We start from the raw sequence: 26012 nt of genomic DNA, 5'->3' as shown, positions 1-26012 counted from the left end.
ATATATTATTTTCTCAAAACGAAGAGATCCCGAATTTTTCGGGATCTCTTTTATATTATGATCAATTTCGATTAGTTGAATTTGATAATGCTTTCCATCTTTGCAGATTCTTCATTTACCAATTCGTCATCTACCAGGATTTTACCAGAGTGCTCATCAATAATAATTTTCTTTCTCTGAGCAATTTCCATCTGTTTCTGTGGCGGAATAGTGAAGAAAGATCCTTTTGGTGCTCCTCTTTCTAATCCTACAACGGCAAGACCAGTAGAAGATCCCTGACGGATTCTTTGGTAAGAAACCAACAATCTTGTATCAATCTTCTCAGCAAATTCTTTAGATTTTTCTAAAAGATAATCTTCTTCTTTCTGAGTTTCAGAAACCAGGTTTTCCAACTCATTTTTCTTATGAACCAAGTGATTTTTAAGTTCGTCAATTTTAGCATTAAGATCAGCCAAGGTTTCTTTTTTATGATCTATTTTACCACCGAATTCTTTGATTCTTTTTTCAGCCAATTGAATTTCTAATTCCTGATACTCAACCTCTTTTGCTAAAGCTTCGAATTCTTTGTTATTTCTAACGTTATCTTGCTGCGTTTTATATTTATCAATAAGTCCTTGAGCGCTTTTCATCAAATCTTTTTTCTCATTGATTTCTGCATTTTGCTCAGCAATTTCGGATTCGAATTTTTGGGCTCTTTTTTCAAGACCTTCAATTTCTATTTCAAGATCTTCTACTTCAATTGGCAATTCGCCTCTTGTGTTGCGGATCTCATCCAAACGGGAATCAATGATCTGCAAATCGTAAAGTGCTCTTAGTTTTTCTTCAACAGAAATTTCGTTTACTTTTTTATCAGCCATATCTATATAAAATAATTAACAGGATTTGTTTTCTTTGTCGTTTTTGCGATGGCAAATATAGTGAATTTTTCGGACAAAATTTCAAATAATTGTTGAGTTACAAATTGTTCCGATTCAAAATGTCCGATATCACAGATCAGCATTTTATCTTCCGCCAGAAAAAAATCGTGATATTTGACATCACCTGTGAGGTAAACATCACACTTTGAGGCTAGTGCAGATTTTATTCCGCTTGCTCCACTTCCGCCCAAAACGCCTACTCTTTTTATTTTTTTATTGATTAAAGAACTGTGTCTTATGACTTTAAGATTAAATTTTTCCTTTACAAAATTTAGAAAATTTTCCTCATTCATTTCTGTTTCCAAATCTCCGAATCTTCCCAAACCAGTATATTGGTTTTCATTATCCAGTGAAATTAATTGATAAGCAACTTCCTCATAAGGATGATTTTGTCTCATCGCAGAAAGGATTTGGTTTTTCTTGAAATCTTCAAAAATGACAGAAACTAAAACTTCATCAGCATTTTCTCTTTCGTTTTGATTTCCAACTTTCGGATTTGAACCTTCCAACGGGCGGAATGTTCCATTTCCATTGATGCTAAAACTGCACTCATCATAGAAACCGATATTTCCCGCTCCAGCTTGGAATAGAGTATTTTTCAAATTCTCAGCCGAATCAACCGGAACATACACTTCCAATTTTTTTAACTGATTCTGTTTCGGCATCAATATTTTCTGATTCTTCAGCTCAAGAACTTCACAAATTTTATAGTTAACTCCAAAATAATCATTATCAAAAGCTGTGTGAATCGCATAGATTGCAATTTTATTTTCTAAAGCTTTCAGAACTGCTTTTTCAACATAAGTCTTCCCTGTGATTGATTTTAAACCAGAGAAAATAATCGGATGAAAACAAACAATGAGATTGAAATTCTTTTCAATAGCCTCATCAATAACCGATTCCAGAGCATCGTGGGCAATCAATATTCCGGAGATTTCTCTTTCCTGATTTCCGCATAACAAACCCACATTGTCAAAATCCTCTGCTTGTTTTATCGGGATCAACTTCTCGAACTCCTTTATAAATTCTTTGATTTTCATTATTTAAATATTTTATCTGACAAACAATCTGTCATCAAAAGTAAACTTTTCTACTTTCGTGATTTTAACCAAGTTAAAATTGACATTTCGAGGATTAATAATGTAATTAAATTCACCCTGAACTGTTGCTGATGGAACTTTCATTGCCAGAAATTTGTTTTCCTTAAGAAATTTATCTCCGATTTTCTGCGTGCTGTCAAGATGCGGAAATGTATTCCAGTCTTTGGGAAATCTTTTTGGTTCAAAAATTTCGACATCCGGAATCTCAATATGAATTAATCGAAAATCTTTCGGAATAATCCCCAGCGGAATATGAACGGCAATTTCTGTAACACAAAGTGCAATAGACTGACCTGTGTACAACGCAGCGTTTCCTTTGCTATTCCATCTTCCACCAGCTATTTCTGCTCCTTTTCCGGAAAGATCATTGGCGTAAATTTCCTTTGAAAGTCTGTAGACAGTCATTAATCCTAAGCTAAAACACCGTGTTCTAATCTGGTAAGCTCATCCATTAGAAGAGAAATACCAAAGTTACTTCCTATCAGGTCTTGCGGTTTTGTTTTGCCCAAAGCCAAGTTTTCTGCCTGCAGCCATATCAAAAAATACTCTGCTGACCCAAAAACCTCCTTTCCTCTTTTATAGAGCATTTCTATCTGCAATATCTTTTCTGACTGAAGGGTGTCAAATGTTTTTTCTTCTTTTTGGTAACGGGATAATGTCTTCCCGGAAATGTGAAGAAAACCAGCCCATTCCTGAAAACTGAAAGGGAATTTTTTTACGAGTTTATCAAAAAGCTCAAAAGAGATCCCTTTTTCTGCGATATCTATCATTCTGAAAATACCGCCATCATCAAAATTATTGTAACCATAAGCTGCTAAAGGTTCTGCAACGGTACTTGCCTTTTCTGTTGGTTTATATTTTTTCATCATTATTTTTTTCTTCCACAAATATAAGACTTTTGTCTAAATAAAAAAGACTTTTGTCTATTTTTATTTAATTTTTATATATTAATTTTTATTATCTTCAATTTAATTTTATAAAATGAAAATCAAACCAGAATTTGACCTTATTCCGGAAGATGGATGGAGAAAAAAAATATATGAAACTGTTTATCTGTCACATACGAAAGCAGGAAAAATATTTGATATCTGTTTGCTTATTTTAATTCTTACAAGCACAGCTCTATTAATGGTGGAGACTATTCCGATCTTCAGATTAGAATATCATAAAGAGTTTTATTACGCAGAATTTTTCATAACCCTGATATTCACTGCAGAATATATTTTAAGAATTATCTGTATAAAAGACAGGGAAGAATACATCCTTAGTCCTTTGGGTATTATAGATTTCTTATCCATAATACCCTTTTATATCAGTTTATTTTTCCCAATTTGGCATTTTGTCGCCATTATAAGAATGTTGAGAATTCTTAGAGTTTTTAGAATTTTCAATTTGGCGGATTACATGCACGATGGCAGATTTATAGTTTCGGCACTAAAGCAAAGCTCACGAAAGATCTATATTTTCCTTCTTTTCATGATTATTTTTATCATCATAATAGGCTCATTAATGTACATTATTGAGGATGGAAAGAATGGGTTCAGCAGTATTCCACAAAGTATCTATTGGGCGGTTGTAACAATCACAACAGTCGGTTACGGCGATATCTCTCCCGCGACACCAGTTGGAAAAATATTATCCATCATTGTAATGCTTTGCGGATACAGCATTATTGCGGTTCCAACAGGCATTGTCACTTCAGAGTTCCGTAAACAAAAGAAAAATAATTTTCAGTGTAACAGATGCGGCAATGAAGATAATGACGAGAATGCAAGATTCTGCAAAATTTGTGGAGAGAAAATAATTTAAGAAAGACGGAATTTATTTTCGGAATAATCATTTTAATTAACTTTATAATACAATTTTTTAAAAAATAATCAATTATATTTGAATGAGATAATATAATATATAAACTTAATCAAAAAACAGCTTAAACAGGCGGTTATGAAAAATTTCAATTTCATACTTTGGATCATTCTTCTGGATTGTTTGTGCAATTGTTCAACTTCTGCGTCCGTTTCAAACAATAACCCTTCGGAAATTCTTAACATCAAACACCACACATACAAAACTGTAAATTTCCTTACCTCAGATGGATTGAAAGTCTATGCAGACTATTACTCAAGTAATGGAAAACGCAGTCCATTAATTATTCTTTATCACCAAGCCGGCTACAGCAGAGGAGAGTTCAGAAATATTGCGCCGCGATTGGTAGATTTGGGATTTAATGTTTTAGCTGTTGACCTGCGTTCCGGAGATATGCTGAATCAGGTAACAAATCTTACGCAGAAAGAAGCATTGAAACAAGGGAAATCTACATCATTTGTCGATGTAATTCCGGATCTTGAAGCCACTTATGATTACACCAAAAACAAATTAAAATCTAAGAAAATCATCTATTGGGGAAGTTCATACTCAGCGTCATTAGGATTCTATATGGTTTCGAAATATCCACAAGATTATGAGGCGCTCATAGCATTTTCGCCGGGAGAATATTTCCAAATTGAAAACAAAAACATTTCAGATTACGCAAAAGATATTAAAATCCCGGTCTATACTTCTTCTGCAAGAAACGAAGAATCGACCTGGAAACCGATATTCAATTCTATCAAATCTAAAAAACAATTTTATCTTCCTTCCAAAACACCGGGCCATCATGGAACGATCGCTCTTTCTACATTTTATGATGATTCTGAAGAAAATTGGCAGGCGATTATTCCGTTTTTGAAAACATTAAAGTAAACTCTTCTTTATTCTCGGCAAAAGTGCGTTTAGCTTCTTCATAGCCGATCAAAAAAATCTCTTCCAATCTCTGTGGTTTCCTTTCAAAAGTTCCGTATTTGGATAATTTTTTTGAGGTAATAAACCAGTCACAATAAGCAAATTTATGAATCTCGGTTCTGTGAGATAACAGTTCGTACGCACGCGTTGTAACAGATCTGATACTGCGCAGATCCTGTTCTTCCACGTCCTGAGGCGGCGTAACGTAAACACCAATGATCTTATCACATTCATTATTGATGATGTCGGCAGGAAAATTATTGAGAACGCCTCCATCACTGTACATTTCTTTCCCAATGAAATATGGTGTAGAAATCCCGGGAATGCAAGAGGAAGCAATGATAGCATCTACTACTTTATAATGATTTTCAAATACCTTTTGTTGTCCTGTAATGAGTTCTGTTGCTACAATTCTAACATCTTTATCCAAATCTCCCAGGGTCATATTCTGGAAAATCGGAGTAAGATAATTAAGGAAAAGAGCAGATGAAACAAATCCCGGTTGATTAAAAGTAAAATGCTTCCAATTGAAAAAGTAAACAGATTGGAAAAAATCCAGGATTTCTTCCGGCGATTTTCCGAAAGCATGCAATGATCCAACAATAGAACCGGCACTGCAACAAGAAAGGATCTGAGGATCTATATTTTGTTCTTTAAGAAATTTCAATACACCGGCGTGAGCCAAACCCCGCGTCCCGCCTCCCGAAAGAACCAATCCAATTTTCGAATTTTCCATTACGTAAAATTAAAAAAACCGCAGAAAAGTCTGCGGTTTACATATATAATTAATTGTTAAAATTGAATTTCTGATTGTTTAAGTTGACATCAGCATCTTAAATAACTATATAAAAAACCACAGAAAATTCTATGGTTTTTATATAATATGAAATATCTTTTATTAAATATGAATCACCTCGCCATAAGCAGCAGCGGCAGCTTCCATAATAGATTCTGACAATGTTGGGTGTGGATGAATAGATTTGATGATATCGTGACCTGTTGTTTCCAATCTTCTTGCAACAACAGCCTCAGCGATCATATCGGTAACACCATCACCAACCATATGACAACCAAGCCATTCACCATATTTCGCATCAAAAATCACTTTGATAAAGCCATCAACATCGCCATTAGCAGTAGCTTTTCCTGAAGCTGAGAAAGGGAATTTACCAACTTTGATTTCGTAACCTTTTTCTTTAGCTTGTTTTTCAGTCAAACCAACAGAAGCAATTTCCGGATGACAATATGTACAGCCAGGAATATTTCCGTAATTAATTGGTTCTACGTGAAGACCCTTGATTTTTTCAACACAAGTGATTCCCTCAGCAGAAGCTACGTGAGCCAAGGCCTGAGTTGGTATAATATCACCGATTGCGTAATATCCCGGAACCGAAGTTTCGTACCATTCGTTGACTAGAACTTTTCCTTTTTCAGTTTTGATTCCAACTGCTTCAAGCCCAATTCCTTCAAGATTAGAAGCAATCCCGACAGCAGAAAGTACGATGTCAGCTTCCAAAGTAATATTTCCGGTAGCAGTTTTTACGCTAGCTTTTACGCCACTTCCTGAAGTATCAACAGATTCCACAGAAGCGTTGGTCATAATTTCAATTCCAGATTTTTTAAGAGATTTCTCAACATGTTTTGAAACTTCTTCATCCTCCAAAGGAACTATGTTTGGCAAGAATTCTACAACAGTTACCTTGGTTCCCATTGAGTTATAAAAATCAGCAAACTCGATTCCGATAGCGCCAGAACCTACTACAATCATAGATTTTGGCTGCTCAGGAAGAGATAATGCCTGTCTGTATCCGATTACTTTTTTACCATCTTGAGGAAGGTTTGGCAATTCTCTAGAACGCGCGCCGGTTGCGATGATGATGTTAGTTCCGGAATATTCAGTTGATTTTCCTTCTGCATCTACAACGGTTACTTTTTTACCAGCTTTCACAGTGGCAGTTCCCATTATGACATCCACTTTATTTTTTCTCATCAGGAAAGCAATACCACTGCTCATTTTAGCAGCAACACCTCTACTTCTCTGGATTACTTTAGTGAAATCAAATCCTGGATTTTCCACTTTGTTAAGACCATAATCTTCCGCGTGTTTCAGATAATTAAAAACGTGCGCAGATTTCAATAAAGCTTTTGTTGGGATACAGCCCCAGTTAAGGCATATTCCGCCAAGATTTTCTTTTTCGATGATGGCTGTTTTGAAACCCAGTTGAGCAGCTCTGATTGCAGTCACATAACCGCCAGGTCCACTTCCAATAACAATAATATCGTAGTTCATTGTGATTAAAAAATTTTAGCGAATTTACGGAAAATTATTGAAAGCATAATATGACAAAAAGCAACTCTTGGAGTTGCTTTTCAAAAATTTAATATTGAGAAGTTTACTTTATCTGCTTGTAACTTTCAATCAGTCTAATGAATTCGGAGCGATAGCCATCTTCGTCATTTGATTTTCCTTGTTTAGCGAGGTTGATGATTTTGTCAAGGTCTTTATCTTTTATGAATTCCGATTGTCTCAAAACCAATCCAAACCAAGCGACAGACGATGCAAATTTGAAATCTGATGAAGCATTATTTAATTGATTTTTAGAATCTTTGATAGTCTGAATTAATTCTTTACTTACATCTTCATCCGGATTTTTATAACGAAATTTCACAGTTGCTAATTCGTCTCCAAATTCATTTTGAGATTGGGATTTAGAATATTTCAAATCAATATCTTTTGGACTGAATTCTGAATCTGAACCAGTCGGAATAATTTCATAAATCGCAGTTACCGTATGACCGATTCCTAATTCTCCAGCATCTATTTTATCATTTTTAAAATCTTCGTTATTCAATTTTCTGTTTTCGTAACCAATTAATCGATAGGATTTTACAAACTTCGGATTAAACTCAATTTGAATCTTCACATCTTTTGCAATCGCATACATACTTCCAGCAAATTCTTTCCCAAGAAATTTATTGGATTCCTGCATATTATCAATGTAAGCATAGTTTCCGTTTCCTTTGTCAGCCAGCATTTCCAGTCGGTTATCTTTATAATTTCCCATTCCAAAACCTAGGCAGGTCAAAAAAATTCCGGATTGTCTTTTTTGTTCAATCAATTTTTGAAGTTCAGAATTGTCGGAAACGCCAACATTAAAATCGCCGTCAGTAGCTAAAATCACACGGTTATTTCCATTTTTCACTAAGTTTTCCTGAGCTAATTTGTAAGCCAATTCGATCCCTTCTCCTCCGGCTGTACTTCCACCAGCGCTTAGATTTTCTAAAGCGTTGAGAATTTTATCTTTCTCTTTTGCAGAAGTCGGCTCCAGAACAACACCAGCACTTCCAGCATAAGTCACTAGCGCAACTTTATCCTGTGGGCGAAGTTTCTCCAACAAAATCTTGAATGAAGATTTCAGCAATGGTAATTTATTCTGCTCATTCATAGAACCGGAAACATCGATTAGGAAAACCAAATTGGAAGCTGGTAATTCTTTCTCATTCAGAGTTTTACCTTGTAAACCGATTTTCAAAATCTTATGTTTTGAATTCCAGGCGCAGTCGTTGTATTCTGTATTGATAGAAAAAGGCTGTCCATTTTTTGGCTGAGGGTAATTGTACTTGAAATAATTGATCATTTCCTCGATTCTCACAGCATTTTTATCGACTTGTTGACCATTATTGATCATCCTTCTGATATTGGAATAAGCTGCGTTATCCACATCAATCGAGAAAGTAGAAAGCGGTTCTGATTTCGCTAATTCGAATTTATTTTCTTTCCATTCGTCGTATTCTTCGTTGTCAGCTTCTTTTATATGTTTATAATAACTGCTTTTTTTGATAGCTCTTTCAATTTTTCTTAATTCTCTTTTTGATAAATTCTTAGATTCAATAATAATTGCGCCATTGACAGCTTTACTTCCATATAATGCAGTTGCAGAAGCATCTTTTAAAATTTTAACATTTTGTATCTTATTCACATTTAAAGTTGAAAGAATTTCCCCATCATATGATTTGCCATCTATAACTACCATTGGTTGATTTTCCGAGGAAACATTTTTAGAACCTCGAATTGAAATATTGGCAGGATTTGCCGATTGGTCTTGTGAAATTTCAAGTCCTGCAACTCTTCCTTGTAAAGCATCAAGAGCATTTTTATTTGATTTTTTTTTAAATTTTTCTGATGAAACCGTCATTGAGGCATAACTAAGACTTTTTTGCTCTCTTTTTATTCCCATTGCAGTCACAACAACACCTTCAATTTCCTGTGTTGCCATAGATGTATCTATTTTTTTTCTTGTCTGTGTTTTAACACTATTTTGTGTTTCTTCTTTTCGAATATTATTATAACCAGATGTTAGCACGGAATTATTTAATGTTACAGCTTGCGGAGAAACAACACTCATCGTTGGAGCTTCGTGATAAGCAATAATCTCTTTCGGCTTTTCAATCGGAGTTGCTAAAATATTTTCCTTAATTTCCTTATCTAATTTTTGAATTTTTTCAGAATCATTTTGAAATTTTGAACTTGAATTCCAAGTATTATTTTGTGAAATCTGAGGTTCTATTTTTCCCTTTTCATCATTCATAAAATACAAAACGCCAAATGTCAAAGCCAATCCAGCTGCGATTCCGTAAGGTAACAAAAGCGGGATGATTCTTTTCTTTTGTTCTTTTTTATCTAATTTCTCTTCAACTTTTTCCCAAACTTTTTCAAAAGTAGGAAATGTTGGATTTTCTTCTGCTGATTTTCCGGCATCGTTGAACATTTTATCGATATCTTGATTTTCCATTTTTTTTAAACTTTAAGAATTAATTGTTTGAAGTCTCACAAGTTCCTGCAATTTTTTACGGGCAAAATTCACCTGAGATTTAGACGTGCCTTCAGAAATAGAAAGCATTTGCGCAATCTCCTTGTGCGGATAACCTTCCATCGCAAACAAGTTGAAAATCGTGCGACAGCCTTCCGGAAGGAAATTAAGCAGAGACAATATCCCTTTTTCTTCCGTCGCGTTCTCTGGTTCCGAATCCGGTAAATCCACAAAACTCTCTTCAATAGAAATCGAAAACGGTTGTTTCTTACGAAGTTTCTGAAGGCATTGATTGACCACAATTTTCTTTGCCCAAGCGTCGAAAACCTGAAGTTCCTTCAATTGATCAAGCTTTGTGAAAATGATGTAGAAAGAATCGGCTAAAACTTCTTCTGCATCTTCGTCATTTTTCAGGTAACGTTTGCAGGTTGCGAAGAATCGCCCTGCATATTCTTCATAAAGTTTCCGCTGCGCGTTGCGGTCTTTATTTTTGCATCTTATGTATAATTCGTGTTCCATATTCTGGCGTTTATAAGGAAAGATGCAATAGTTTAAAAAAGGTTGGAATTAATTTGAAATTTATGAAAAAACTTTGAAAGTTGACTTCCAAAGTTTTGAAATTATTTATTCTGTAGTTTATTAGTCTTCGACTCCGCTCAGACTGACATCTCTAATTAAACATTTAATAGTTAGATTTGTCACACTGAGCGGATTCGAAGTGTTTTTTATTAAATTAAATCACAATTTTTCTAATGATTTTTCAAAATCATCATATCGAAACTGAAATCCATTTTCAATTAGAATTTCAGGATAGACATTTCGGCTTTTCAACATCAATTCTGTTTCTGTTTTGATGAAGATGGCAGCAATTTCCAGTAACCAAACCGGACTTGGAATTCCGAACGGCATTTTGATTTTTTCTCGAAGCTGTTTCATCATTTTTTTGTTGGACAATGGTTTTGGAGCTGTGATATTGATTGCACCTTTAAGATTTTCATTTTCAATAATGAAATTAACCGCTTCGCAAAAATCGTCTATATGAATCCAGCTCATCATTTGGTTTCCTCTACCCTGTCTTCCGCCTAATCCGAGTTGTGAGATTTGCTTAAACTTTGGAAACGCACCACCATTTTTTCCTAAGACTATTGATGTTCTGAGTGCAATTTTCCTGATATTTTGATTTTCTGTATTAAAAAATTCTTTTTCCCAGGATTTGCAGATATTCATTGAGAAATCGTCGCCAATGATGCCGTTTTTTTCTGTGTTGAGATGTGTTTCTGAATGAACATAAATAGTTGCAGAACTTGCATTCAGCCAGATTTTTGGTGGATTCTGAAATTCATTGATTGCTTTTTGCAAAGCTTTCGTTGAGTTGATTCTGGAATTGTAGATTTCTTTTTTATTCTTTTCGTTGTATCTGCAATCCACGGATTTTCCTGCAAGATTGATGAGAATATCTGCGTTTTCCAATTCATTTTTCCAAGTTACGATTGTTTTGGAATCCAAAATATTTCATTGTTACGCTTTGGATTTCTGGTCAATATTTTGACTTCGTAATTTTTATTGAGGAAAAATTGTTCTAAGTTTTTGCCAAGAAAACCTGTCCCGGCTGCGATGATTATTTTCATTGTTTTTGTTTTATGGTTAAATTTAATTTAATGTAGAAACTACGATTTTTGCGAAGCGCGCCCCGGCCTGAATGGAGCTCATCCGCCAGAGGCGGATAGCAGGAATGGAGGACGGATAAAGGCGCCCAAATTATTTATGAATTTGAAACGATATATAAAAGAACTCCTCCAAAAGTAATTCTAAAAATCATCCAGGAAATCGTTGGAACAATTCCGAATTTCAACATTTTGCATCGTCTCCAATGTTCCAAAAACATAATGAACACGACAATCCCGAAATAAATAAAATAGAATAATTGGTCAAAGTGAAAAAACAATGTTGGAATCAAAAGTAAAGTTCCAATTAAAGAAACGGTCATCATATTTCCGAGATAATCCCAGATCTTTTCTTTGAGATAAATTCTCATAAACGTGCTCTGCCAAAGAATCTGCATACAACAAATGAAAAATTCTAACCCAAAATTTTTTTTGAAATCAGTAAATAATCTTTGATTATAAAATCCTAAAACATAAGCGGAAAATATTAATACAAATGCAATGTAAAACAATCGATATTTCAGATTGAAATCTGGAACACAATTGTCCTCTGTCAAGTCTTTGGCTGAAGGAATGATTTGTTTTCTGTTGTAAGAAACGAATTTGTAAAGTCTCTGAAAAGACCAATGAAAAGGTTTTATTCTTGCCATTTTCTCCAAGGTTGGAAAAGAATTTCCAATAATTGTTAACAAGCTTTCTAATCCGTAAATTACCTTATTATTCTTCATATCAATCAATGCAATTTCATTTTTTGAACGATGCAAGTCAATATTGTTTTTGATTTCAGGAGAAATTTCTGAAAAAGCTTCTCTTCCGTTCTCATCCAGCATTCCGGATTTTATGAATCCTTTGGAATAGATGTTACACATTGGACAATCGTTGTCGTAAATGAGAATGTGATTTTGTAAAGTTTTCATTTTGTTTGGTTTTAAAGTTTATCAGATTTTAGATTTTTGTAATCAATAAAACTTGAAATTAAAAATAGTACTGCCATAATGTTGATTAGAACTGCGATAAACCAAAACATAAACTCAAGTTTTACAACAATCATTATTACACTTGATAATATAAAAATGCAATAACCTATCGTATAGATATTAAATATTGTATTTTTTTCTTCTTTATTTAATCTAATTATATAGCTTACCGTTTGTGAACATCCTATAAAAAATAGACAGATTGCGAAATTTCCTTGAAATTCTGAATTTAAACTTGACCAAAGAATAGAGAAAAAATAGATGGCTAGTTGAAAGTAGAAATCGTACTTGATGAAGGTTTTCATAGATTTGTGATTTTAAAAGATTAAAAAATTTCTTTTTGTTTTTCTGAAATAGAGAATTAGAAATAAGTGAACTATTAAATTTTTCATAGTATTGTAATTTTTATATTTTCAGTAATTTTTGAAAATTAATTTGAAATAAAAAAGGAAAATGATTTCCTTTCTACTTCAGTAAGTTGGTAATCTTACCAACCAGCCAATGATCATCGCTTTTTATAGCCAAGTCCATTATATTATTGATTTTATTGGTCACATTTCCAAAATCTTCCATCAGCTTGATGAATTCTTTAGCTTCTGCAGAATCATCATCTACATTTTTCAGCTCTTCTAAAAAGGCAACCACAGGTTCTATTTCTCGTTTTCTACGTTCTTTTGTAATTTGTTTGAAGAGAAACCAAACATCTTTTTCAGCGATAAAATACTCTTTCCTATCCCCTTTTACGAACTCTTTTTTTATAATTCCCCAGTCCATCAAAGCTCTCAAATTCATATTGGCATTTCCTCTTGAGATTTGAAGCATTTCCATCACTTCATCGGTTGACAAAGGTTTTCCTTCTGCCAAAAGCAATGCATGAACCTGAGCCATCGTTCTGTTAATCCCCCAACTTGTGGCAAATGTTCCCCAAGTTTGTATATATTTTTCTTTAGCTTCGTCGAGTTTCATTTTTCTATTATAATTACAATACAAATATAATTAAAATTATTGAACTTTCAAAAATAATTGAAAAATAAAAATTAATTAATATTTAATAACGATAATTCATTATTATTAATAAATTTGCCAAAAATTAATAAATGCGATATACATTAATAAAAAGAAATAAGAGTTTTCGTGCAGATTCTCATTCTCATTTTATTAGCTGGATGCGAAAAATGGATTTGCAGCAATGGAAAGACAACAAAGATTTTATGGAAGGATATGCCTACAGAAAAATGACCTTTGAGAAAATTGAAATCCGTTATGAAAATGAAGAAGTATTTGTAGAGGATCTCCAAAAAAATAACCTTTTGAAAATTGAATCTTCAAAAGGCTTTTTAGGTATATTTTAAAATTGCACTTTAATAAATCGGCGGATATTTTTGAGGATTAATCTCATTAAACATCGCATATATCCTTTCGACCATATCATCAGAAGAAGGCTTACTGAAATAATCACCGTCGCTCGCATAAGCCGGCCTGTGATTTTCAGCAGAAATCGTCAAAGGTTCGGAATCCAAATATTTGAAAGCCTTCTGTTTTTCCAAGATCTGCTGAAGAATAAAAGCGGATGTTCCGCCCTCAACATCCTCGTCTACGACCACCAATCTGTTGGTTTTCTTCACGCTTTCTACAATTTCCTGAGATATATCAAATGGAATCAATGACTGAACATCAATAACTTCTGCAGAGATTCCTAATTTCTCTAAATCATTAGCTGCTTCCGAAACAATTCTCCAGGTGGAACCATAAGTTACCAGAGTCACATCTTTCCCTTCTTTTGTCACTTCTATTTTACCGATCGGGATTGTAAATTCGCCTAAATTATCGGGCTGCTTTTCTTTTAGTCTGTAGCCATTCAAACATTCTACAATCACTGCTGGCTCATCACTTTGAAGCATTGTATTATAAAAACCGGCTGCTTTTGTAAGGTTTCTTGGAACGAGAATATTAATGCCTTTAGACAAATTCAGAATTCCAGCCATTGGTGATCCGGAATGCCAAACACCTTCCAGTCTATGACCTCGCGTTCTGATGATAACTGGCGCTTTTTGACCGCCTTTTGTCCTATATTGAACCGTCGCAAGATCATCGCTCATCCCCTGCAGGCAATATAAAATATAATCCAGATATTGGATCTCAGCAATTGGTCTCAAACCGCGCATGGCCATTCCAATTCCTTGTCCAAGGATCGTAGCTTCACGGATTCCTGTATCTGCGATTCTAACATCGCCATATTTTTCCTGAAGTCCTTCCAGACCTTGATTGACATCGCCGATATTTCCGGCATCTTCCCCAAAAACAAGCGCTTCAGGATATTTTTCAAAGATTTTGTCGAAGTTATTTCGCACGACTACCCTGCCATCCACTTCTTCAGATTGTTCAGAATAGATTGGTTTTATTTCCTTTACATTGGTTGCTTTCCATTCAGATTCCGAATATAGATGCGAAGAATAGTTTTCTTTTTCAATTTTGAAAATTTCCTCGTATTTTGATTTTAAAGCATTTCTTTCAGGCGAATTTTGAGCTCTTGTAATTAATAAAGATTGTCTTACTAAATGAAAAATATCTCTTTTGCTGACAGAAATTATTTTATTAAAGTTTTCTATTAAATTACCGACTTCAACATTTTGATTTACAAGGGTTTTTACAAAATTCAAAACTTCATTTTTAAGATCCGAAATTGTTTTTTGATAAGATTCCCAAGCTTTTTTCTGTCCGTCTTTTACCAATTTTTTAGATTCAGAATCGATTGAATCTAACTCTTCAACCGAAGCCAAATATTCTTCATTTCCTTCAATCTCGATGCTGTAATCCAGTATCCATTCCCGAAATTTTACCAATCCGTCAAACTCAGATTCCCATTTCAAACGGTCTTCATTTTTATAACGCTCGTGTGATCCGGAAGTAGAATGTCCTTGAGGCTGAGTCACTTCCGTAACGTGAATCACAACCGGAACACTCTCGTATCTTGCAAAATGTTCTGCTTTTGCGTAAGCTTCCATCAAGGCCGGATAATCCCAGGCTTTTACCTGAATGATCTCGCATCCTTGTTTTTCACCTTCATTTCTCTGGAATCCGGAAAGCATTTCGGAAATATCTGCTTTTGCTCTTTGATTCTGGGTTGGAACGGAAATCCCGTAACCATCATCCCAAATCGAAACAATCATTGGAACCTGCAAAGCGCAAGCAGCATTCAAAGTTTCCCAAAAATGACCTTCGGCTGTTGATGCATCACCAATGGTTCCAAAAGCCACTTCGTTTCCGTCTTTTGAAAATTTTTCTGAGCCTTCAAATTTGACTGATTTATATATTTTTGAAGCTTGGGCCAAACCTAATAATCTTGGCATTTGTCCAGCTGTCGGGGAAATATCAGATGAAATATTTTTTTGAGCTGTAAGATTTTTCCAGCTTCCGTCGCCATTCAAACTTCTGGTAGCGTAATGTCCGTTCATTTGACGGCCGGCAGATGCTGGCTCTCTTTCTACGCTGGTATCAGCATACAATTGTGCAAAAAAACTCTCTACAGAAACAGCGTCAATTGCCAAAGCAAAAGTCTGATCTCTATAATACCCGGAACGGAAATCTCCATTTTTGAAAACCTTTGCCATTGCCAATTGCGGCAATTCTTTTCCGTCTCCGAAAATCCCAAATTTTGCCTTACCAGTTAACACTTCTCTTCTTCCCAGATAGGACATTTCGCGGGAGATTCTTCCCAGGCGGTAATCTTCCAAAATGCTGTTTTTAAAATCCTGAAATGAGATTTGCTGAGTTTCTATATAGGTAGATTGCATAATTAAGAATTTTGACAAATATAAAATTTTTTACTGAAATTTTTATTGATTTGATATTTAGTAAAAATAAGATTTTTTTATGTGAAGTATTAAAATTCAATAAATATCTATTTTACAGAGAATTATTGAATATTTTTGAATCATCTAATTTAACAAATGAAAAAAACTGCACCACACATACTAAATGCTTCTACCAATCTTTTGGGATTTTGTTTGGTAATCATTACTTCTCTCAAGATTACAAAATTCAATCATCATTCTTATCTGGACGAATTTACAATGGGAGCAATTTTTTGCCTTACGATAAGCTGTACTTTATCCTTCCTTGCCATAAAATCAACCGATAAAAAACGGTCTGACAAGTTTGAAAATATAGCTGATGTTCTATTCTTTGCAGCGTTACTTTGTATTTCGCTGGCGGTTTGTATTGTGAGTATTGATGTGGTTTGACAAAAAAAGGTTTTATAGGATTAATTTAAAGATAAAATTAGAATATTTTTAATTCTACCCAATCTTCACTGTCTCCAAAGCTTTTGGTAAAAAAGTATTTGGAAACATCTGTCTCGCTTCGTCTGTCATCACGCTCAGATCACTGTAACGATTGGAGAAATGTCCTAAAATCAGTTTTCCGACTTGTGCTTTTTTTGCAATAGTTGCGGCTTCCAAAGCTGTGGAATGTCCGGTGTAATCTGCCATTTCTTTCAAATTATTAAGAAAAGTAGATTCATGGTAAAGAACATCCACTTTTTCGATGATTGGGATGATGTCTTCTTTATATTTGGTATCGCTGCAAAATGCATAAGACACCGAAGGTTGCGGATCTGTCGTCAATAATACATTATCAATGATATTCCCATCTTCTGAAACAAAATCCTTTCCCAAACGCAGATTCTGAAAATCACAGATCTCAATCTCTTTGTATTTTGAGATTTCTTTCATATTCAGGTGGCGTTCTTTTGGTTTTTCTTTGAAGAGATAACCGTTGCAATAGATCCTGTGATTCAAAGGAATTGTATAGACTTCTACCCTTTTGTCGTCGTATATTTTTACAGATTCTTTCCCTTCAAGTTCGTGATAAATGACTTCAAAACCTTTGTACGTTTCTGTGATCTCAAAAATCGTATCCATCATTTTTTTGATGCCTTTCGGGCCATAGATATTAAGTGGTGTTTTTCTTCCTAAAAGTCGGAAAGACGCTACCAATCCCGGCAACCCGAAACAATGATCGCCGTGGAGATGGGAAATGAAAATATGGTTTATCTTGGAAAAACGAACCTTCGCCCTGCGCATCTGTACTTGTGTTCCTTCGCCGCAATCTATAAGAAAATGGCGCTCTTCCATTTCCAAAAACTGAGAAGTTGGAGAGGAATTGATGGTAGGAATTGCTGAATTGAATCCCAAAATTGTAAGATATGTACTCAATTTTCTTTGTTGTGTTGAAAATTAAAAGGGTAAAGATACTAAAACATCACAAAAACTACAAGACACCCCCTTTAGAATTAAGGAATCCGAGGAATTTTTTCAATGCTTCGCTCCTATGGCTTATTTTGTTTTTTTCTTCCGGCAGCATCTGTGCAAAAGTCATATTGTGATCATCCGGAATAAAAATCGGGTCGTAACCGAATCCGTCTTCTCCAAAAACTTCTGTCGTTATATTACCATAAACACGGCCTTCAAAGTAATGTTCGCCATCGTTGTCCTGGAAGCAAAGCACCGTGATGAAATATGCTCTTCTGTTGGGCTCATCTTTCATCTCCGCCAGAACTTTTTCTATATTTTTCTTGAAGTTATGATTTCCAGCATAACGTGCGGAGAAAATGCCTGGTCGTCCATTTAGTGCTTCTACAACCAATCCGCTGTCGTCTCCAACGCTTGGTTTTCCGGTTTTCTCAAAGCAGTATTTTGCTTTGATGAGCGCATTTTCCTGAAAGGTATTTCCGTCCTCGATGATCTCGTCATTCAGATCATAATCTGTAAGCGTTGTCACGATATATTCTGATCCGAGGATTTGCTGGATTTCTTCTTTTTTGTGTAAGTTATGTGTGGCTACAAGGATTTGCATAGGTTTATAAATGATAATTGATGAGTGATGAATGATTAAACTTAGTAATCTTTTTAACATTGAATTGCAGCAGCCCGACCTGAGTGGAGCTCATTTTTTTGCTGAAGGAAAAGCCTTGGCAAAAAATAGCGGGAACGGAGGGCGGATAAAGCTGCCATAATTTTAATCTTTGTAAATAATATTCTTGTGGATAGCGAAAAAGTAAAATGGGACTGCAAAAATTATCACGCCAAGTACAAGAAGTATTTCTTTGTTAATTTTAAATAATTCTGAGAAAGTCTCTGAATCCGAATATAACATCAATATTGCTGAAATCAGATTATTGAAGGAGTGAAGCAATATCGGCATCAGAAGCGATTTCGTTTTGTAGTACACCAAACCTAATACCAAACCGAGCAGAAATGCGCCTGCAAATTGCCACGGATTGAAATGTACAACACCGAAAATGAACGCTGAAACAACAATTGCAGTCAAAGGTTTGACTTTGTTATTGATCATTCCCTTCATTATAATACCACGAAACAAGGTTTCTTCCAGAAGTGGCGCCAAGATCACAGTCATTAAAATTAATGAAACCGGACTTGCTAAAAGTTTAGCAAATTCTTCCATATACATTTGGTAGATCGGACCGAGAAAACGCCCTGTTGTAGGGATCAATTGTGTGGTGTAATCTGCAACCAGCATCATCCCAAACATCATTGGAAATATCAAAAGATAAACCCGGAATGGCTTGCTTGAAAAGTCGAAACTGAGTTTTTTTCCTGCATTTCTTGTGACTAAAAAATAGAAAAATAATATCGGCGTGAGAAATGTAAATACATACGCCAACATCTGAAACCAGCCTGTCTGCTGAATATCTGAATTAAATAAAGCCGATATCCCCAGTCCAATTGCCTGAGCAATTGCTGCTCCAATAAAAAGCCCGACAACCAAGATAATTCCTGTGAAAAAATCGACTTTGTAATTTTGATTCTCCATTATTTAAGTTCTTTCATATAAACTAAAGCTTCTGACTGGAAAGTTACATCTTCCGGATGAAAAATCTTGAAATAATCTCTCAAAACTAAATCACACCGTACAACGCCGCTTTCGAAATAATCATTGGCCTGATCTTTTTCCCGATTGTTGATCATATACAATTTTCCGGAATTAAAAACGTCCATTTTCGAGTAATTTGGATTCATAGTCAGGAGTTCTTTTTTATTTTTGTGTGGACTGATATTGATCCAGTAGTTTGCCTTTTTTGCTTTGATAAAAACCTCTTCAAAACTCATAGGAACCGAGCTTGACTCTTTGTTGTCTTTCAGAATATAATTTCCGCCGGCATCGTTGATCAATTTTGAAACAAACGATTGTCCACCAGGTAAAAACCATTGGCTTCCGTACATTTCGTTGCAGAGAACCAAAGAATTTGATTTTGAATTTTTTGCTAAAGCTTGAATTTTCTTGTAATTATTTTCGATGTTTTGATAAGCCTTTTCAGCCTGTTTTTCCTTTCCGAATAATTTTCCGAAGAGCAAAAGGTATTTTGATTTCTCTAATGGAGTTTGTTCCATAAAATCATCAAGGAAAATTAATTCGATTCCATTGTTTTTCAGGACTTCGTAAGTGTTGGCGAAATTGGGAACATAATTGGTAAAGATGACATCCGGTTTGTTGGAAAGGATTTTTTCGATATCATATTTCTGCTCATTTCCGATGTTCAGTATTTGATTTTTATCAATTAATTGATGGATTTTTTCTGAAAAAATATATTCGGGACTGGAAACGCCGGTTATTTTATTTTCGAGATTAAGCTCAGAAAAAAAGCCGATCAAGCTGGAATTAAGCAGCATTGCTTTTTTGAAAGGCAGATTTTTATTTGGAATAATATTTTTGAATTTTCCTGAATTTAATAATAGGTTTTCCGAAGTATCGTTATAATTAACTCGTGATGAGATGGTTATATTCTGATAATCGATTTTTGAAATTTCTTTTTTACAACAAATTGTAAAAAGAAAGAAAATTAGAAGTAAAAAAATGCGTTTCATCTTCCAAAGAAAGCAAAAAAGACTTATATTTGCAAACCGAAAAACGGCCTCGTGGCGCAACTGAATAGCGCATCTGATTACGGCTCAGAAGGTTACAGGTTTGAATCCTGTCGAGGTCACAAGACCGACATTTGAAGTTTTTTCACTTCTTTGTCGGTTTTTTTTATTTCCTAACCCCTTGTTAATCAAAGCAATATTACCAGCTAAACTGTTAATTTTTGTGGTTTGAAAATATTCGCCGTCAAATGTTAACTTTTCAGGATATATCAAACCAACAATTGCACGTTTGTCAATTGTACTAGCGTTATTGTATCTTTCAGAGATGTTCACAATGGCATTTAATGCTTGAGTCATCTTCTTCTCAATATCATCAGTATGAGCAGAATTTTTTAATGAATTTAATTTAAAATTTATACTTCATTTTAATCCTTCTAAAATCTTCTTCATCCAATTTATCTTCAAGATACATATCTCTCGCTTTGCCAATTCTTCCTTCAATAGCATTAAGTTTATTCTGCAAAACCTTTCTTTCATCATTTAGATCATTTGAAACTATTGAAAAGTTCTGTTCTAAAATTGTTTTCAATATTTTCTCAGCACCGATGCTGAACCTAAATTTTGATAGTTCTTCGACAAAAAGATCATTAACTATCTCAGAATTATGCCTGAAACCACATGAGGTTGTGCAATGGTAATAATAGTAATGCTTGCTTCTGCCCTTAGCACTACTGGCTGTAAGAGTTTTATTGCATTTTGGACAAGGTAGTAATCCTCTTAAAAGATAACGTTCTTCATTTATTATTCTGCCTGCTGGTAAGAAATCATCCTTATTGCTTTTACGATGGAGAACCCTTTGAACTTTCATGAAAAGTTCTTCAGAAATCAGTGCCTCATGTTTTCCTTCAACTATTTTTTGCTCCTCGTCGTTATAAGCCTTTAGAAATAATTTTCCGCAGTAGGCTATATTTCTTAAAGCCTCCATGAATGAATTTTTTGTCAGTTTTCTACCTTCTCTCCTGTTCATTTCTTTTAGAACAACTGCTGTAGGTAGATGTCCTTTCGAAACCTGCTTGAACGCCCATATCATATTTGTTGCTTCAGGCTCTTTCACAGCTACATATTTTACGACCGTCTTCTGTACATCTGTTGATATAACCATATGGAGCGATACCCATCATTCTACCCTCTTTAATTGCTCTTCTCATCCCATACGTTACGTTCAATGCAAGTTTTGGTAATATTTTCGTTAAAATTTTTGAAATTAAAGATTATGATAAATAAAATTTCCAGAATTTTCCTGCCATTGATCATTATACTGAGTATAACGTCATGCAGACATGAAGAAGAAGCGATTGTAGATTGCGTCGGTGAATCAATACTTGTCTCTTTAAAAGATGATGTTTCCAATACAAATACAAAGCAGATCAATTTTCAAGTAGATTACAGCGGAGGAAAAACGGTCACTTCTGTTGAATGGGATTTTGGTGATGGCAGCACTACAACCACCACTTCGAAAAACACCTCCCATACCTATCCAAACCCAGGACAATATGAAGTAAAGACCAATGTAAGCTTAGATCAGGGAAAATGTACAGTCAGTCCTAAGAAATCGATCACGATTGATTAGATCTTATTCAATAAATCAATCTTCGCAAAAACACATAGACGATGGCAACGCGTTATTTACAATTCACATAACGATCAGTTGAAGATAAGTGTATGTAGAGTCTGAGTTGACTTCAGACAACTTCTATGTTAGAGAATTGGATGGTTTAAATTATCTTCGATTTCTATGAGTTTTATTTTGAGGATCTATAATATAAACTCATTTATACAGTAAGAATCCAAATGACTGCGCTATTATTAATTTAACACATCAATTCAATTATTCTATTAATTTAAAAAAGTTATCATTATATTTACTTACCAAATAATATTTTTATGCAAAAGTTTGCTCTAACTATCACACTGACATGTTTGATACTTAGCTTAATAAATTGTAACAAGCATTCCAAAAGGCCGATAGAAAAAACAGCTACCTCCGATCAAATCATTGATTCTTTGGAATCCGATAAACCAAATAAGAAAAAATCGGAAAGTTCAAGTGAAGATTCGCTCGCAGTCAAAGTACAAGACTACATCACTTCACAATACCTGAAATCTGAGGACCTTAAGGTAATGGATATATCCGAAAGAAAATTCAATCTTTACCAGATCGATCTAAATAATGATGGCAAAAAAGAAATATTCATCAATTTCTTCACACCTTATTTCTGTGGCTCAGGTGGCTGTACTTTAGCTCTCCTGGACAGTGATCTTACATTGATCAACAGATTTACAGTTACCCGAACCCCTATCACGATCGACTCCACAATAGAGAACGGATGGAAAGTCCTTTGGCTTCAGGATGCCAACGCCTGGAAAAAGTTGACCCATAAAAATGGAAAATATCCATCAAACCCATCTTTGATAAATTCATCAAAAGAAACCCCCAAAGACAATGCCATCAAGCTGTTTGAAGGCAACAGCTCAAAATCATACTCATTTTAAAATCAACACTATGAAAAGATCAACATTGTTTAAACTATTTTTTGTGCTATTTTCAATAACTGATATTTACGCCCAGAAGATCACTGACGGCAATACTGTAGATGTCAACGGTTTGGCAGTTACGTTTAATATTCTCAATAAAGAATCCGTGAATGTGAGTGGTAAGAATTTCGACAGATACAAAGTTTCTGCAACTTTAACTAACAATAGCGGAAAAAGCATTAATATGAGACTGTCAAATGCACCACAGATCGTAACCAATATAGCTTTGGTCGAGATCAACTGCATCAACGCGACGGGTGCTAAACTGACTTCAAAGAAGATCGATCTAAAACCAAAAGCACAAAACCTCAATGTCACTTATTGGGCATATACTAAAGATGGAAAGTACGAAAGTGCCGTTATTCCAGTAGTTGCGGGTTATTATCTAGATCCGGGAGATTCCGTCAGTGACAATGCCATATTTATTGTTCCACAAGGCGAAGAACCAAATGTTTCGGTCAGAAAGCTGCAATAGATCTTCAACTTTATCTTATTTGCGAATAAAAAATAGCCCAATTTTGTCAAGAGCTATTTTTTTGTGACATCAGGCATTTTTGAGGCGAAAAGCGGCATCATTTCAAATTGATTTACAAGTACAAATTACCGATCTCAAAAATTTTTATATTGGAGTTCCTTTTGTGGTACAGTTAATTACCTAAAAATGGTATTATGACTGTGGTACTATATCTAAGCATGAATCAACGGAGATATCTCTCAATATTTTCTTTGGATCTGACTCTTCAGTGGGGATCAGGAATCTGCTTTAGAAAGCAACAAAAAAAGTGAAACATTGTTGTTTCACCTCTTTATTTTATACCCATATTAAATAAGGTGACTATATATTTAAATGTACCAATTTAATTTGGGTATTGTTACCATAAATTATTTGCAGTAATATCAAATTCTTCTAACAAGTTTTTTGTTCTTAGCGAATATCATATTTAAATGAATTATATGTCAGAAGCTAAGTCAATCTTTTCATTTTTGTATAATTTATTTTTTTCTTCAGTACTTATGCAAGAAACCAACAATCTTATACTCTGAATTATGATCATTCTTGAATTTAATTATATTCGTTGCCAGAAAATTCGTGCTACCTGTAAAGACAAAAGATTGCACTTCTGATATTTTAGGTGTCAATATCCGACAGCGTTGTTTTACAAAGTGCTGATAAGAATTTATAGATATAGCATTTTAGGCAAAGGTAGGAGGAGAGTTATTATATGCTCAGATAAAAACAGACTGCATGTTGATCAATTAAGTGGCTCAAATATAAGAATACAAAAACATTGGAATTCCCCCACCCTGACTTGACATCTCTTTCAGATCGGCATTAAAAGTTAAACCAAATCAAACTACGTAAATCCTTACAAGTTCAGTTTTCAAAGCGTTTGGCTCATTCATCAAGTTGCCCAGCCATATTGCTGAACGATCATCTCCTGTGGGAGAATCTACAAATTCCACCTCTCAATCTAATTAAAAACTTTTGATTGTCAATTGTAGCAAACTTTGAGTTTTTATTTCTTACCCAATGGAATCATCAGATTAAATAATCATTACCAAACATTATTACAGCCTATACCTTATCTTTGGCCCATTCTTTACAACCTTTTAATTCGACTATGATCAAATCTTTTCTCTTCGGCGCTTTTCTCTCATCTATACTTCTTCATTTGCTTACTAAATTGTTCAGTCCCGTATTTTATAAAATTGACTCCAACTTTATAAAATATTTACTTAGTAACTTCAGTAGATGAGATATTCTTAATAAATTTGAAGAATGATAACGGTACCAAAATATTTTTGTAAGACTATAATTATCCTCTTTTTCATGGGGAATGTATTATTTTTTTACAGTCAGAATCCTACTTCACTAAAAGATCAAGTGAACAAAAATGGAGTGCTTTTTAATGAAAATATGGATAAGGCGTACGCTCAGATCAATACTTTATTAAAAAGTGCTGTGGACCAAAAAAATTATTCAGCCGAACTCATACTTTTGGACAGAAAATGCAGATATTTTTATGGCAAAGAGCAAATGGATGACCTGATCATCACCGCTGAGGAACTTGATAAAAAGTCTTTAGCAGTTAATGATAATTATTTTCAGGGAATGTCCAATATATATCTGGCGGAAGCTTATTCTGTCAACGGACTTTACGATCGTGCTATTGGTTACTTAGACAAAGCTTACACAGTTTTAAATAGTGATCGCAGCGGAAAAAAAAAGATTTTTTTGGCAAAAGCCAATGTTCTCAATAGCTATGCAAATGTTTATTCCGATAAAGGTGAACCAAAAAAAGCAGTGCAAAAGTTACGGGAAATCATAAAAAGTTACAGCGCGCTTAAAAATGATCAGGAAATTGATCAGTTTCAGTATGTAAATTATTCTAATATAGCTAGTGTATACGCCGATTATAACTCTGACTCTGCCAAATATTTCGCATTAAAATCTATCAGCCTAAAACCCTCTGGCAAAGATGATGACGGAATAATGATGATGAACTACTTTCTACTTGGTCAAGCGCTAAAGAAATCTGGAAGTACCGAAAAAGCTATTGATTATTATCACAAAGCACTAAAAGTAAGTGACAAAATAGGTTTGGAGCTGAATAAAAAACTTGTTTATTCTTCGCTTGTTGATCTGTATAAAAAAAATGGTAAAAAAGACAGTGCTATTATATTTGAAAATAAACTAAAACAATTAGAAATATCAATATTACAGAGCAAATATAACTCCTTACAAAAGGTAGTTGTTGAAGATCAGAAAAAGGATAAAGAAGGTTCACTTAAATGGTTATATATTTTAGCTATAATTATTTTAATGATCATTATCTTAGTAATTTATTTAAATAAAAAACGAAAGAAAAAAATAATTCAAATTTCTCCCGAGTCTTATTTAGCTCTTGTTGAATTAGCTAAAAAAAACGATCCTGCATACTTAATAACTTTTGAGCTTACCTTTCCAGATTTTTCTGAAAAACTATTAAAAATTAATCCTGATCTTCAAAAATCTGAAATTGAATTTTGTACACTGCTTAAGCTAGATCTTTCAACAAAAGACATAGCAAAAATCACTTCTATCGAGACCAGAACTGTCCAGAATAAGAAATACAGGATAAGAAAAAGATTGAATATTCCTGCTTCGATGGATATTTATAATTGGTTTAATTCAATTAATTAGCAAGGTGCAACTACTTGATATTCAATATAGAGTATCCAGTGAGTATATTTTTATTTTCACTGGATAACAGATGAAGTATTATGTTTTTATAAAAATTAAG

General features: G+C 34.2%; 27 protein-coding genes and 1 tRNA gene. 9 read left to right on the top strand and 19 right to left on the bottom strand.

Going from position 1 to position 26012, the window contains the following annotated elements:
• Positions 1 to 71: 71 nt before the first annotated feature.
• Genes ACFJGY_RS10585 through ACFJGY_RS10570 form a run of 4 tightly spaced genes read right to left on the bottom strand, consistent with a single transcriptional unit; the run spans position 72 to position 2886 of the window.
• The gene (locus ACFJGY_RS10585) at positions 72 to 857 is read right to left on the bottom strand and encodes a zinc ribbon domain-containing protein (RefSeq protein WP_379963671.1); all 786 of its coding nucleotides are present in this window, start codon (positions 855 to 857) and stop codon (positions 72 to 74) included.
• Positions 858 to 859: 2 nt separating this feature from the next.
• Positions 860 to 1957: a Nif3-like dinuclear metal center hexameric protein gene (locus ACFJGY_RS10580; protein WP_379963669.1), complete on the bottom strand. Its 1098-nt coding sequence runs from the start codon at positions 1955 to 1957 to the stop codon at positions 860 to 862.
• 12 nt (positions 1958 to 1969) lie between these two features.
• Positions 1970 to 2422 carry an RES family NAD+ phosphorylase gene (locus tag ACFJGY_RS10575; RefSeq protein ID WP_379963667.1) on the bottom strand — a complete coding sequence of 151 codons (453 nt, stop codon included), beginning with the start codon at positions 2420 to 2422 and terminating at the stop codon, positions 1970 to 1972.
• A gap of 5 nt (positions 2423 to 2427) precedes the next feature.
• Positions 2428 to 2886, bottom strand: a complete 459-nt coding sequence (locus tag ACFJGY_RS10570) for an antitoxin Xre-like helix-turn-helix domain-containing protein (protein ID WP_379963665.1) — start codon at positions 2884 to 2886, stop codon at positions 2428 to 2430.
• 112 nt (positions 2887 to 2998) lie between these two features.
• On the opposite strand from ACFJGY_RS10570, the gene ACFJGY_RS10565 reads away from it, so the two are divergent.
• Positions 2999 to 3826, top strand: a complete 828-nt coding sequence (locus tag ACFJGY_RS10565) for an ion transporter (RefSeq protein ID WP_379963663.1) — start codon at positions 2999 to 3001, stop codon at positions 3824 to 3826.
• Between the two features lie 135 nt (positions 3827 to 3961).
• Positions 3962 to 4759 carry an alpha/beta hydrolase gene (locus ACFJGY_RS10560; protein ID WP_379963661.1) on the top strand — a complete coding sequence of 266 codons (798 nt, stop codon included), beginning with the start codon at positions 3962 to 3964 and terminating at the stop codon, positions 4757 to 4759.
• Here ACFJGY_RS10560 and ACFJGY_RS10555 read toward each other — a convergent pair.
• The 8 genes from ACFJGY_RS10555 to ACFJGY_RS10520 all read right to left on the bottom strand — a co-directional run bounded on the left by ACFJGY_RS10555 (position 4731) and on the right by ACFJGY_RS10520 (position 13216).
• A complete protein-coding gene (locus tag ACFJGY_RS10555) occupies positions 4731 to 5534 on the bottom strand; it encodes a patatin-like phospholipase family protein (RefSeq protein WP_379963659.1) in 804 nt (267 codons plus the stop codon). The two genes, ACFJGY_RS10560 and ACFJGY_RS10555, sit on opposite strands and share 29 nt — an antisense overlap.
• A gap of 162 nt (positions 5535 to 5696) precedes the next feature.
• Positions 5697 to 7088 (bottom strand): dihydrolipoyl dehydrogenase, encoded by a 1392-nt coding sequence (gene lpdA / locus ACFJGY_RS10550; RefSeq protein WP_379963657.1) that lies wholly within the window; start codon positions 7086 to 7088, stop codon positions 5697 to 5699.
• Positions 7089 to 7191: 103 nt separating this feature from the next.
• Positions 7192 to 9591 (bottom strand): von Willebrand factor type A domain-containing protein, encoded by a 2400-nt coding sequence (locus ACFJGY_RS10545; RefSeq protein ID WP_379963655.1) that lies wholly within the window; start codon positions 9589 to 9591, stop codon positions 7192 to 7194.
• 12 nt (positions 9592 to 9603) lie between these two features.
• Positions 9604 to 10128 (bottom strand): RNA polymerase sigma factor, encoded by a 525-nt coding sequence (locus tag ACFJGY_RS10540; RefSeq protein WP_379963653.1) that lies wholly within the window; start codon positions 10126 to 10128, stop codon positions 9604 to 9606.
• Between the two features lie 219 nt (positions 10129 to 10347).
• A complete protein-coding gene (locus ACFJGY_RS10535) occupies positions 10348 to 11115 on the bottom strand; it encodes a TIGR01777 family oxidoreductase (protein ID WP_379963651.1) in 768 nt (255 codons plus the stop codon).
• Positions 11094 to 11237 (bottom strand): hypothetical protein, encoded by a 144-nt coding sequence (locus tag ACFJGY_RS10530; protein ID WP_379963649.1) that lies wholly within the window; start codon positions 11235 to 11237, stop codon positions 11094 to 11096. The genes ACFJGY_RS10535 and ACFJGY_RS10530 overlap by 22 nt, the downstream gene beginning before the upstream one ends.
• A 134-nt stretch (positions 11238 to 11371) precedes the next feature.
• The gene (locus tag ACFJGY_RS10525) at positions 11372 to 12190 is read right to left on the bottom strand and encodes a hypothetical protein (RefSeq protein ID WP_379963647.1); all 819 of its coding nucleotides are present in this window, start codon (positions 12188 to 12190) and stop codon (positions 11372 to 11374) included.
• A 525-nt stretch (positions 12191 to 12715) separates the two neighbouring features.
• Positions 12716 to 13216: a GbsR/MarR family transcriptional regulator gene (locus tag ACFJGY_RS10520; RefSeq protein ID WP_379963645.1), complete on the bottom strand. Its 501-nt coding sequence runs from the start codon at positions 13214 to 13216 to the stop codon at positions 12716 to 12718.
• Positions 13217 to 13347: 131 nt separating this feature from the next.
• Between ACFJGY_RS10520 and ACFJGY_RS10515 the strand changes: the two genes are divergently transcribed.
• Positions 13348 to 13602 carry a hypothetical protein gene (locus ACFJGY_RS10515; RefSeq protein ID WP_379963643.1) on the top strand — a complete coding sequence of 85 codons (255 nt, stop codon included), beginning with the start codon at positions 13348 to 13350 and terminating at the stop codon, positions 13600 to 13602.
• A gap of 9 nt (positions 13603 to 13611) precedes the next feature.
• On the opposite strand, the gene ACFJGY_RS10510 is transcribed toward ACFJGY_RS10515, so the two are convergent.
• Positions 13612 to 16044, bottom strand: a complete 2433-nt coding sequence (locus ACFJGY_RS10510) for a thiamine pyrophosphate-dependent enzyme (protein WP_379963641.1) — start codon at positions 16042 to 16044, stop codon at positions 13612 to 13614.
• Positions 16045 to 16200: 156 nt separating this feature from the next.
• Here ACFJGY_RS10510 and ACFJGY_RS10505 point away from each other — a divergent pair, with 156 nt between their 5' ends.
• A complete protein-coding gene (locus ACFJGY_RS10505) occupies positions 16201 to 16494 on the top strand; it encodes a hypothetical protein (RefSeq protein ID WP_379963639.1) in 294 nt (97 codons plus the stop codon).
• A 54-nt stretch (positions 16495 to 16548) separates the two neighbouring features.
• On the opposite strand, the gene ACFJGY_RS10500 is transcribed toward ACFJGY_RS10505, so the two are convergent.
• From ACFJGY_RS10500 to ACFJGY_RS10485, 4 genes are all read right to left on the bottom strand, one after another.
• Positions 16549 to 17466: a ribonuclease Z gene (locus tag ACFJGY_RS10500; RefSeq protein ID WP_379963637.1), complete on the bottom strand. Its 918-nt coding sequence runs from the start codon at positions 17464 to 17466 to the stop codon at positions 16549 to 16551.
• Between the two features lie 55 nt (positions 17467 to 17521).
• Positions 17522 to 18106: an RdgB/HAM1 family non-canonical purine NTP pyrophosphatase gene (rdgB, locus tag ACFJGY_RS10495; protein ID WP_379963635.1), complete on the bottom strand. Its 585-nt coding sequence runs from the start codon at positions 18104 to 18106 to the stop codon at positions 17522 to 17524.
• Positions 18107 to 18268: 162 nt separating this feature from the next.
• The gene (locus ACFJGY_RS10490) at positions 18269 to 19084 is read right to left on the bottom strand and encodes a CPBP family intramembrane glutamic endopeptidase (RefSeq protein ID WP_379963633.1); all 816 of its coding nucleotides are present in this window, start codon (positions 19082 to 19084) and stop codon (positions 18269 to 18271) included.
• Entirely contained in the window at positions 19084 to 20136 is a 1053-nt protein-coding gene (locus ACFJGY_RS10485; protein WP_379963631.1) for an ABC transporter substrate-binding protein, read from the bottom strand. The genes ACFJGY_RS10490 and ACFJGY_RS10485 overlap by 1 nt, the downstream gene beginning before the upstream one ends.
• Before the next feature lie 45 nt (positions 20137 to 20181).
• Between ACFJGY_RS10485 and ACFJGY_RS10480 the strand changes: the two genes are divergently transcribed.
• Positions 20182 to 20255 (top strand) — tRNA-Arg (locus ACFJGY_RS10480).
• Here the strand turns inward: ACFJGY_RS10480 and ACFJGY_RS10475 are convergent.
• Together ACFJGY_RS10475 and ACFJGY_RS10470 are read right to left on the bottom strand one after the other, a co-directional pair.
• A complete protein-coding gene (locus ACFJGY_RS10475) occupies positions 20221 to 20490 on the bottom strand; it encodes a hypothetical protein (RefSeq protein WP_379963629.1) in 270 nt (89 codons plus the stop codon). The genes ACFJGY_RS10480 and ACFJGY_RS10475 overlap by 35 nt on opposite strands.
• Before the next feature lie 49 nt (positions 20491 to 20539).
• Positions 20540 to 21247 carry a recombinase family protein gene (locus tag ACFJGY_RS10470; protein ID WP_379963627.1) on the bottom strand — a complete coding sequence of 236 codons (708 nt, stop codon included), beginning with the start codon at positions 21245 to 21247 and terminating at the stop codon, positions 20540 to 20542.
• Positions 21248 to 21406: 159 nt separating this feature from the next.
• Here ACFJGY_RS10470 and ACFJGY_RS10465 point away from each other — a divergent pair, with 159 nt between their 5' ends.
• From ACFJGY_RS10465 to ACFJGY_RS10450, 4 genes are all read left to right on the top strand, one after another.
• Positions 21407 to 21763, top strand: coding sequence for a PKD domain-containing protein (locus ACFJGY_RS10465; RefSeq protein ID WP_379963625.1), 357 nt, complete (start codon positions 21407 to 21409; stop codon positions 21761 to 21763).
• A gap of 434 nt (positions 21764 to 22197) precedes the next feature.
• Entirely contained in the window at positions 22198 to 22686 is a 489-nt protein-coding gene (locus ACFJGY_RS10460) for a hypothetical protein (protein WP_379963623.1), read from the top strand.
• Between the two features lie 10 nt (positions 22687 to 22696).
• Entirely contained in the window at positions 22697 to 23203 is a 507-nt protein-coding gene (locus ACFJGY_RS10455) for a hypothetical protein (protein ID WP_379963621.1), read from the top strand.
• A 1305-nt stretch (positions 23204 to 24508) separates the two neighbouring features.
• The gene (locus ACFJGY_RS10450; RefSeq protein ID WP_379963619.1) at positions 24509 to 25912 is read left to right on the top strand and encodes a hypothetical protein; all 1404 of its coding nucleotides are present in this window, start codon (positions 24509 to 24511) and stop codon (positions 25910 to 25912) included.
• The last annotated feature ends 100 nt before the right edge of the window (positions 25913 to 26012 follow it).

Origin of the sequence: Epilithonimonas sp. UC225_85 (genome assembly GCF_042695135.1) — a bacterium.
Classification (GTDB): domain Bacteria; phylum Bacteroidota; class Bacteroidia; order Flavobacteriales; family Weeksellaceae; genus Epilithonimonas.
The sequence above is the reverse complement of the archived record's forward strand: the minus strand, read 5'-3'. Positions and strand labels throughout refer to the sequence as shown.

Excerpts from the sequence above, each read along its gene's own strand:
- ACFJGY_RS10585 (WP_379963671.1), bottom strand. The coding sequence starts at position 857 with ATGGCTGATAAAAAAGTAAACGAAATTTCTGTTGAAGAAAAACTAAGA.
- ACFJGY_RS10580 (WP_379963669.1), bottom strand. The coding sequence starts at position 1,957 with ATGAAAATCAAAGAATTTATAAAGGAGTTCGAGAAGTTGATCCCGATA.
- ACFJGY_RS10575 (WP_379963667.1), bottom strand. The coding sequence starts at position 2,422 with ATGACTGTCTACAGACTTTCAAAGGAAATTTACGCCAATGATCTTTCC.
- ACFJGY_RS10570 (WP_379963665.1), bottom strand. The coding sequence starts at position 2,886 with ATGATGAAAAAATATAAACCAACAGAAAAGGCAAGTACCGTTGCAGAA.
- ACFJGY_RS10565 (WP_379963663.1), top strand. The coding sequence starts at position 2,999 with ATGAAAATCAAACCAGAATTTGACCTTATTCCGGAAGATGGATGGAGA.
- ACFJGY_RS10560 (WP_379963661.1), top strand. The coding sequence starts at position 3,962 with ATGAAAAATTTCAATTTCATACTTTGGATCATTCTTCTGGATTGTTTG.
- ACFJGY_RS10555 (WP_379963659.1), bottom strand. The coding sequence starts at position 5,534 with ATGGAAAATTCGAAAATTGGATTGGTTCTTTCGGGAGGCGGGACGCGG.
- lpdA (WP_379963657.1), bottom strand. The coding sequence starts at position 7,088 with ATGAACTACGATATTATTGTTATTGGAAGTGGACCTGGCGGTTATGTG.
- ACFJGY_RS10545 (WP_379963655.1), bottom strand. The coding sequence starts at position 9,591 with ATGGAAAATCAAGATATCGATAAAATGTTCAACGATGCCGGAAAATCA.
- ACFJGY_RS10540 (WP_379963653.1), bottom strand. The coding sequence starts at position 10,128 with ATGGAACACGAATTATACATAAGATGCAAAAATAAAGACCGCAACGCG.
- ACFJGY_RS10530 (WP_379963649.1), bottom strand. The coding sequence starts at position 11,237 with ATGAAAATAATCATCGCAGCCGGGACAGGTTTTCTTGGCAAAAACTTA.
- ACFJGY_RS10525 (WP_379963647.1), bottom strand. The coding sequence starts at position 12,190 with ATGAAAACTTTACAAAATCACATTCTCATTTACGACAACGATTGTCCA.
- ACFJGY_RS10520 (WP_379963645.1), bottom strand. The coding sequence starts at position 13,216 with ATGAAACTCGACGAAGCTAAAGAAAAATATATACAAACTTGGGGAACA.
- ACFJGY_RS10515 (WP_379963643.1), top strand. The coding sequence starts at position 13,348 with ATGCGATATACATTAATAAAAAGAAATAAGAGTTTTCGTGCAGATTCT.
- ACFJGY_RS10510 (WP_379963641.1), bottom strand. The coding sequence starts at position 16,044 with ATGCAATCTACCTATATAGAAACTCAGCAAATCTCATTTCAGGATTTT.
- ACFJGY_RS10505 (WP_379963639.1), top strand. The coding sequence starts at position 16,201 with ATGAAAAAAACTGCACCACACATACTAAATGCTTCTACCAATCTTTTG.
- rdgB (WP_379963635.1), bottom strand. The coding sequence starts at position 18,106 with ATGCAAATCCTTGTAGCCACACATAACTTACACAAAAAAGAAGAAATC.
- ACFJGY_RS10490 (WP_379963633.1), bottom strand. The coding sequence starts at position 19,084 with ATGGAGAATCAAAATTACAAAGTCGATTTTTTCACAGGAATTATCTTG.
- ACFJGY_RS10485 (WP_379963631.1), bottom strand. The coding sequence starts at position 20,136 with ATGAAACGCATTTTTTTACTTCTAATTTTCTTTCTTTTTACAATTTGT.
- ACFJGY_RS10475 (WP_379963629.1), bottom strand. The coding sequence starts at position 20,490 with ATGACTCAAGCATTAAATGCCATTGTGAACATCTCTGAAAGATACAAT.
- ACFJGY_RS10465 (WP_379963625.1), top strand. The coding sequence starts at position 21,407 with ATGATAAATAAAATTTCCAGAATTTTCCTGCCATTGATCATTATACTG.
- ACFJGY_RS10455 (WP_379963621.1), top strand. The coding sequence starts at position 22,697 with ATGAAAAGATCAACATTGTTTAAACTATTTTTTGTGCTATTTTCAATA.
- ACFJGY_RS10450 (WP_379963619.1), top strand. The coding sequence starts at position 24,509 with ATGATAACGGTACCAAAATATTTTTGTAAGACTATAATTATCCTCTTT.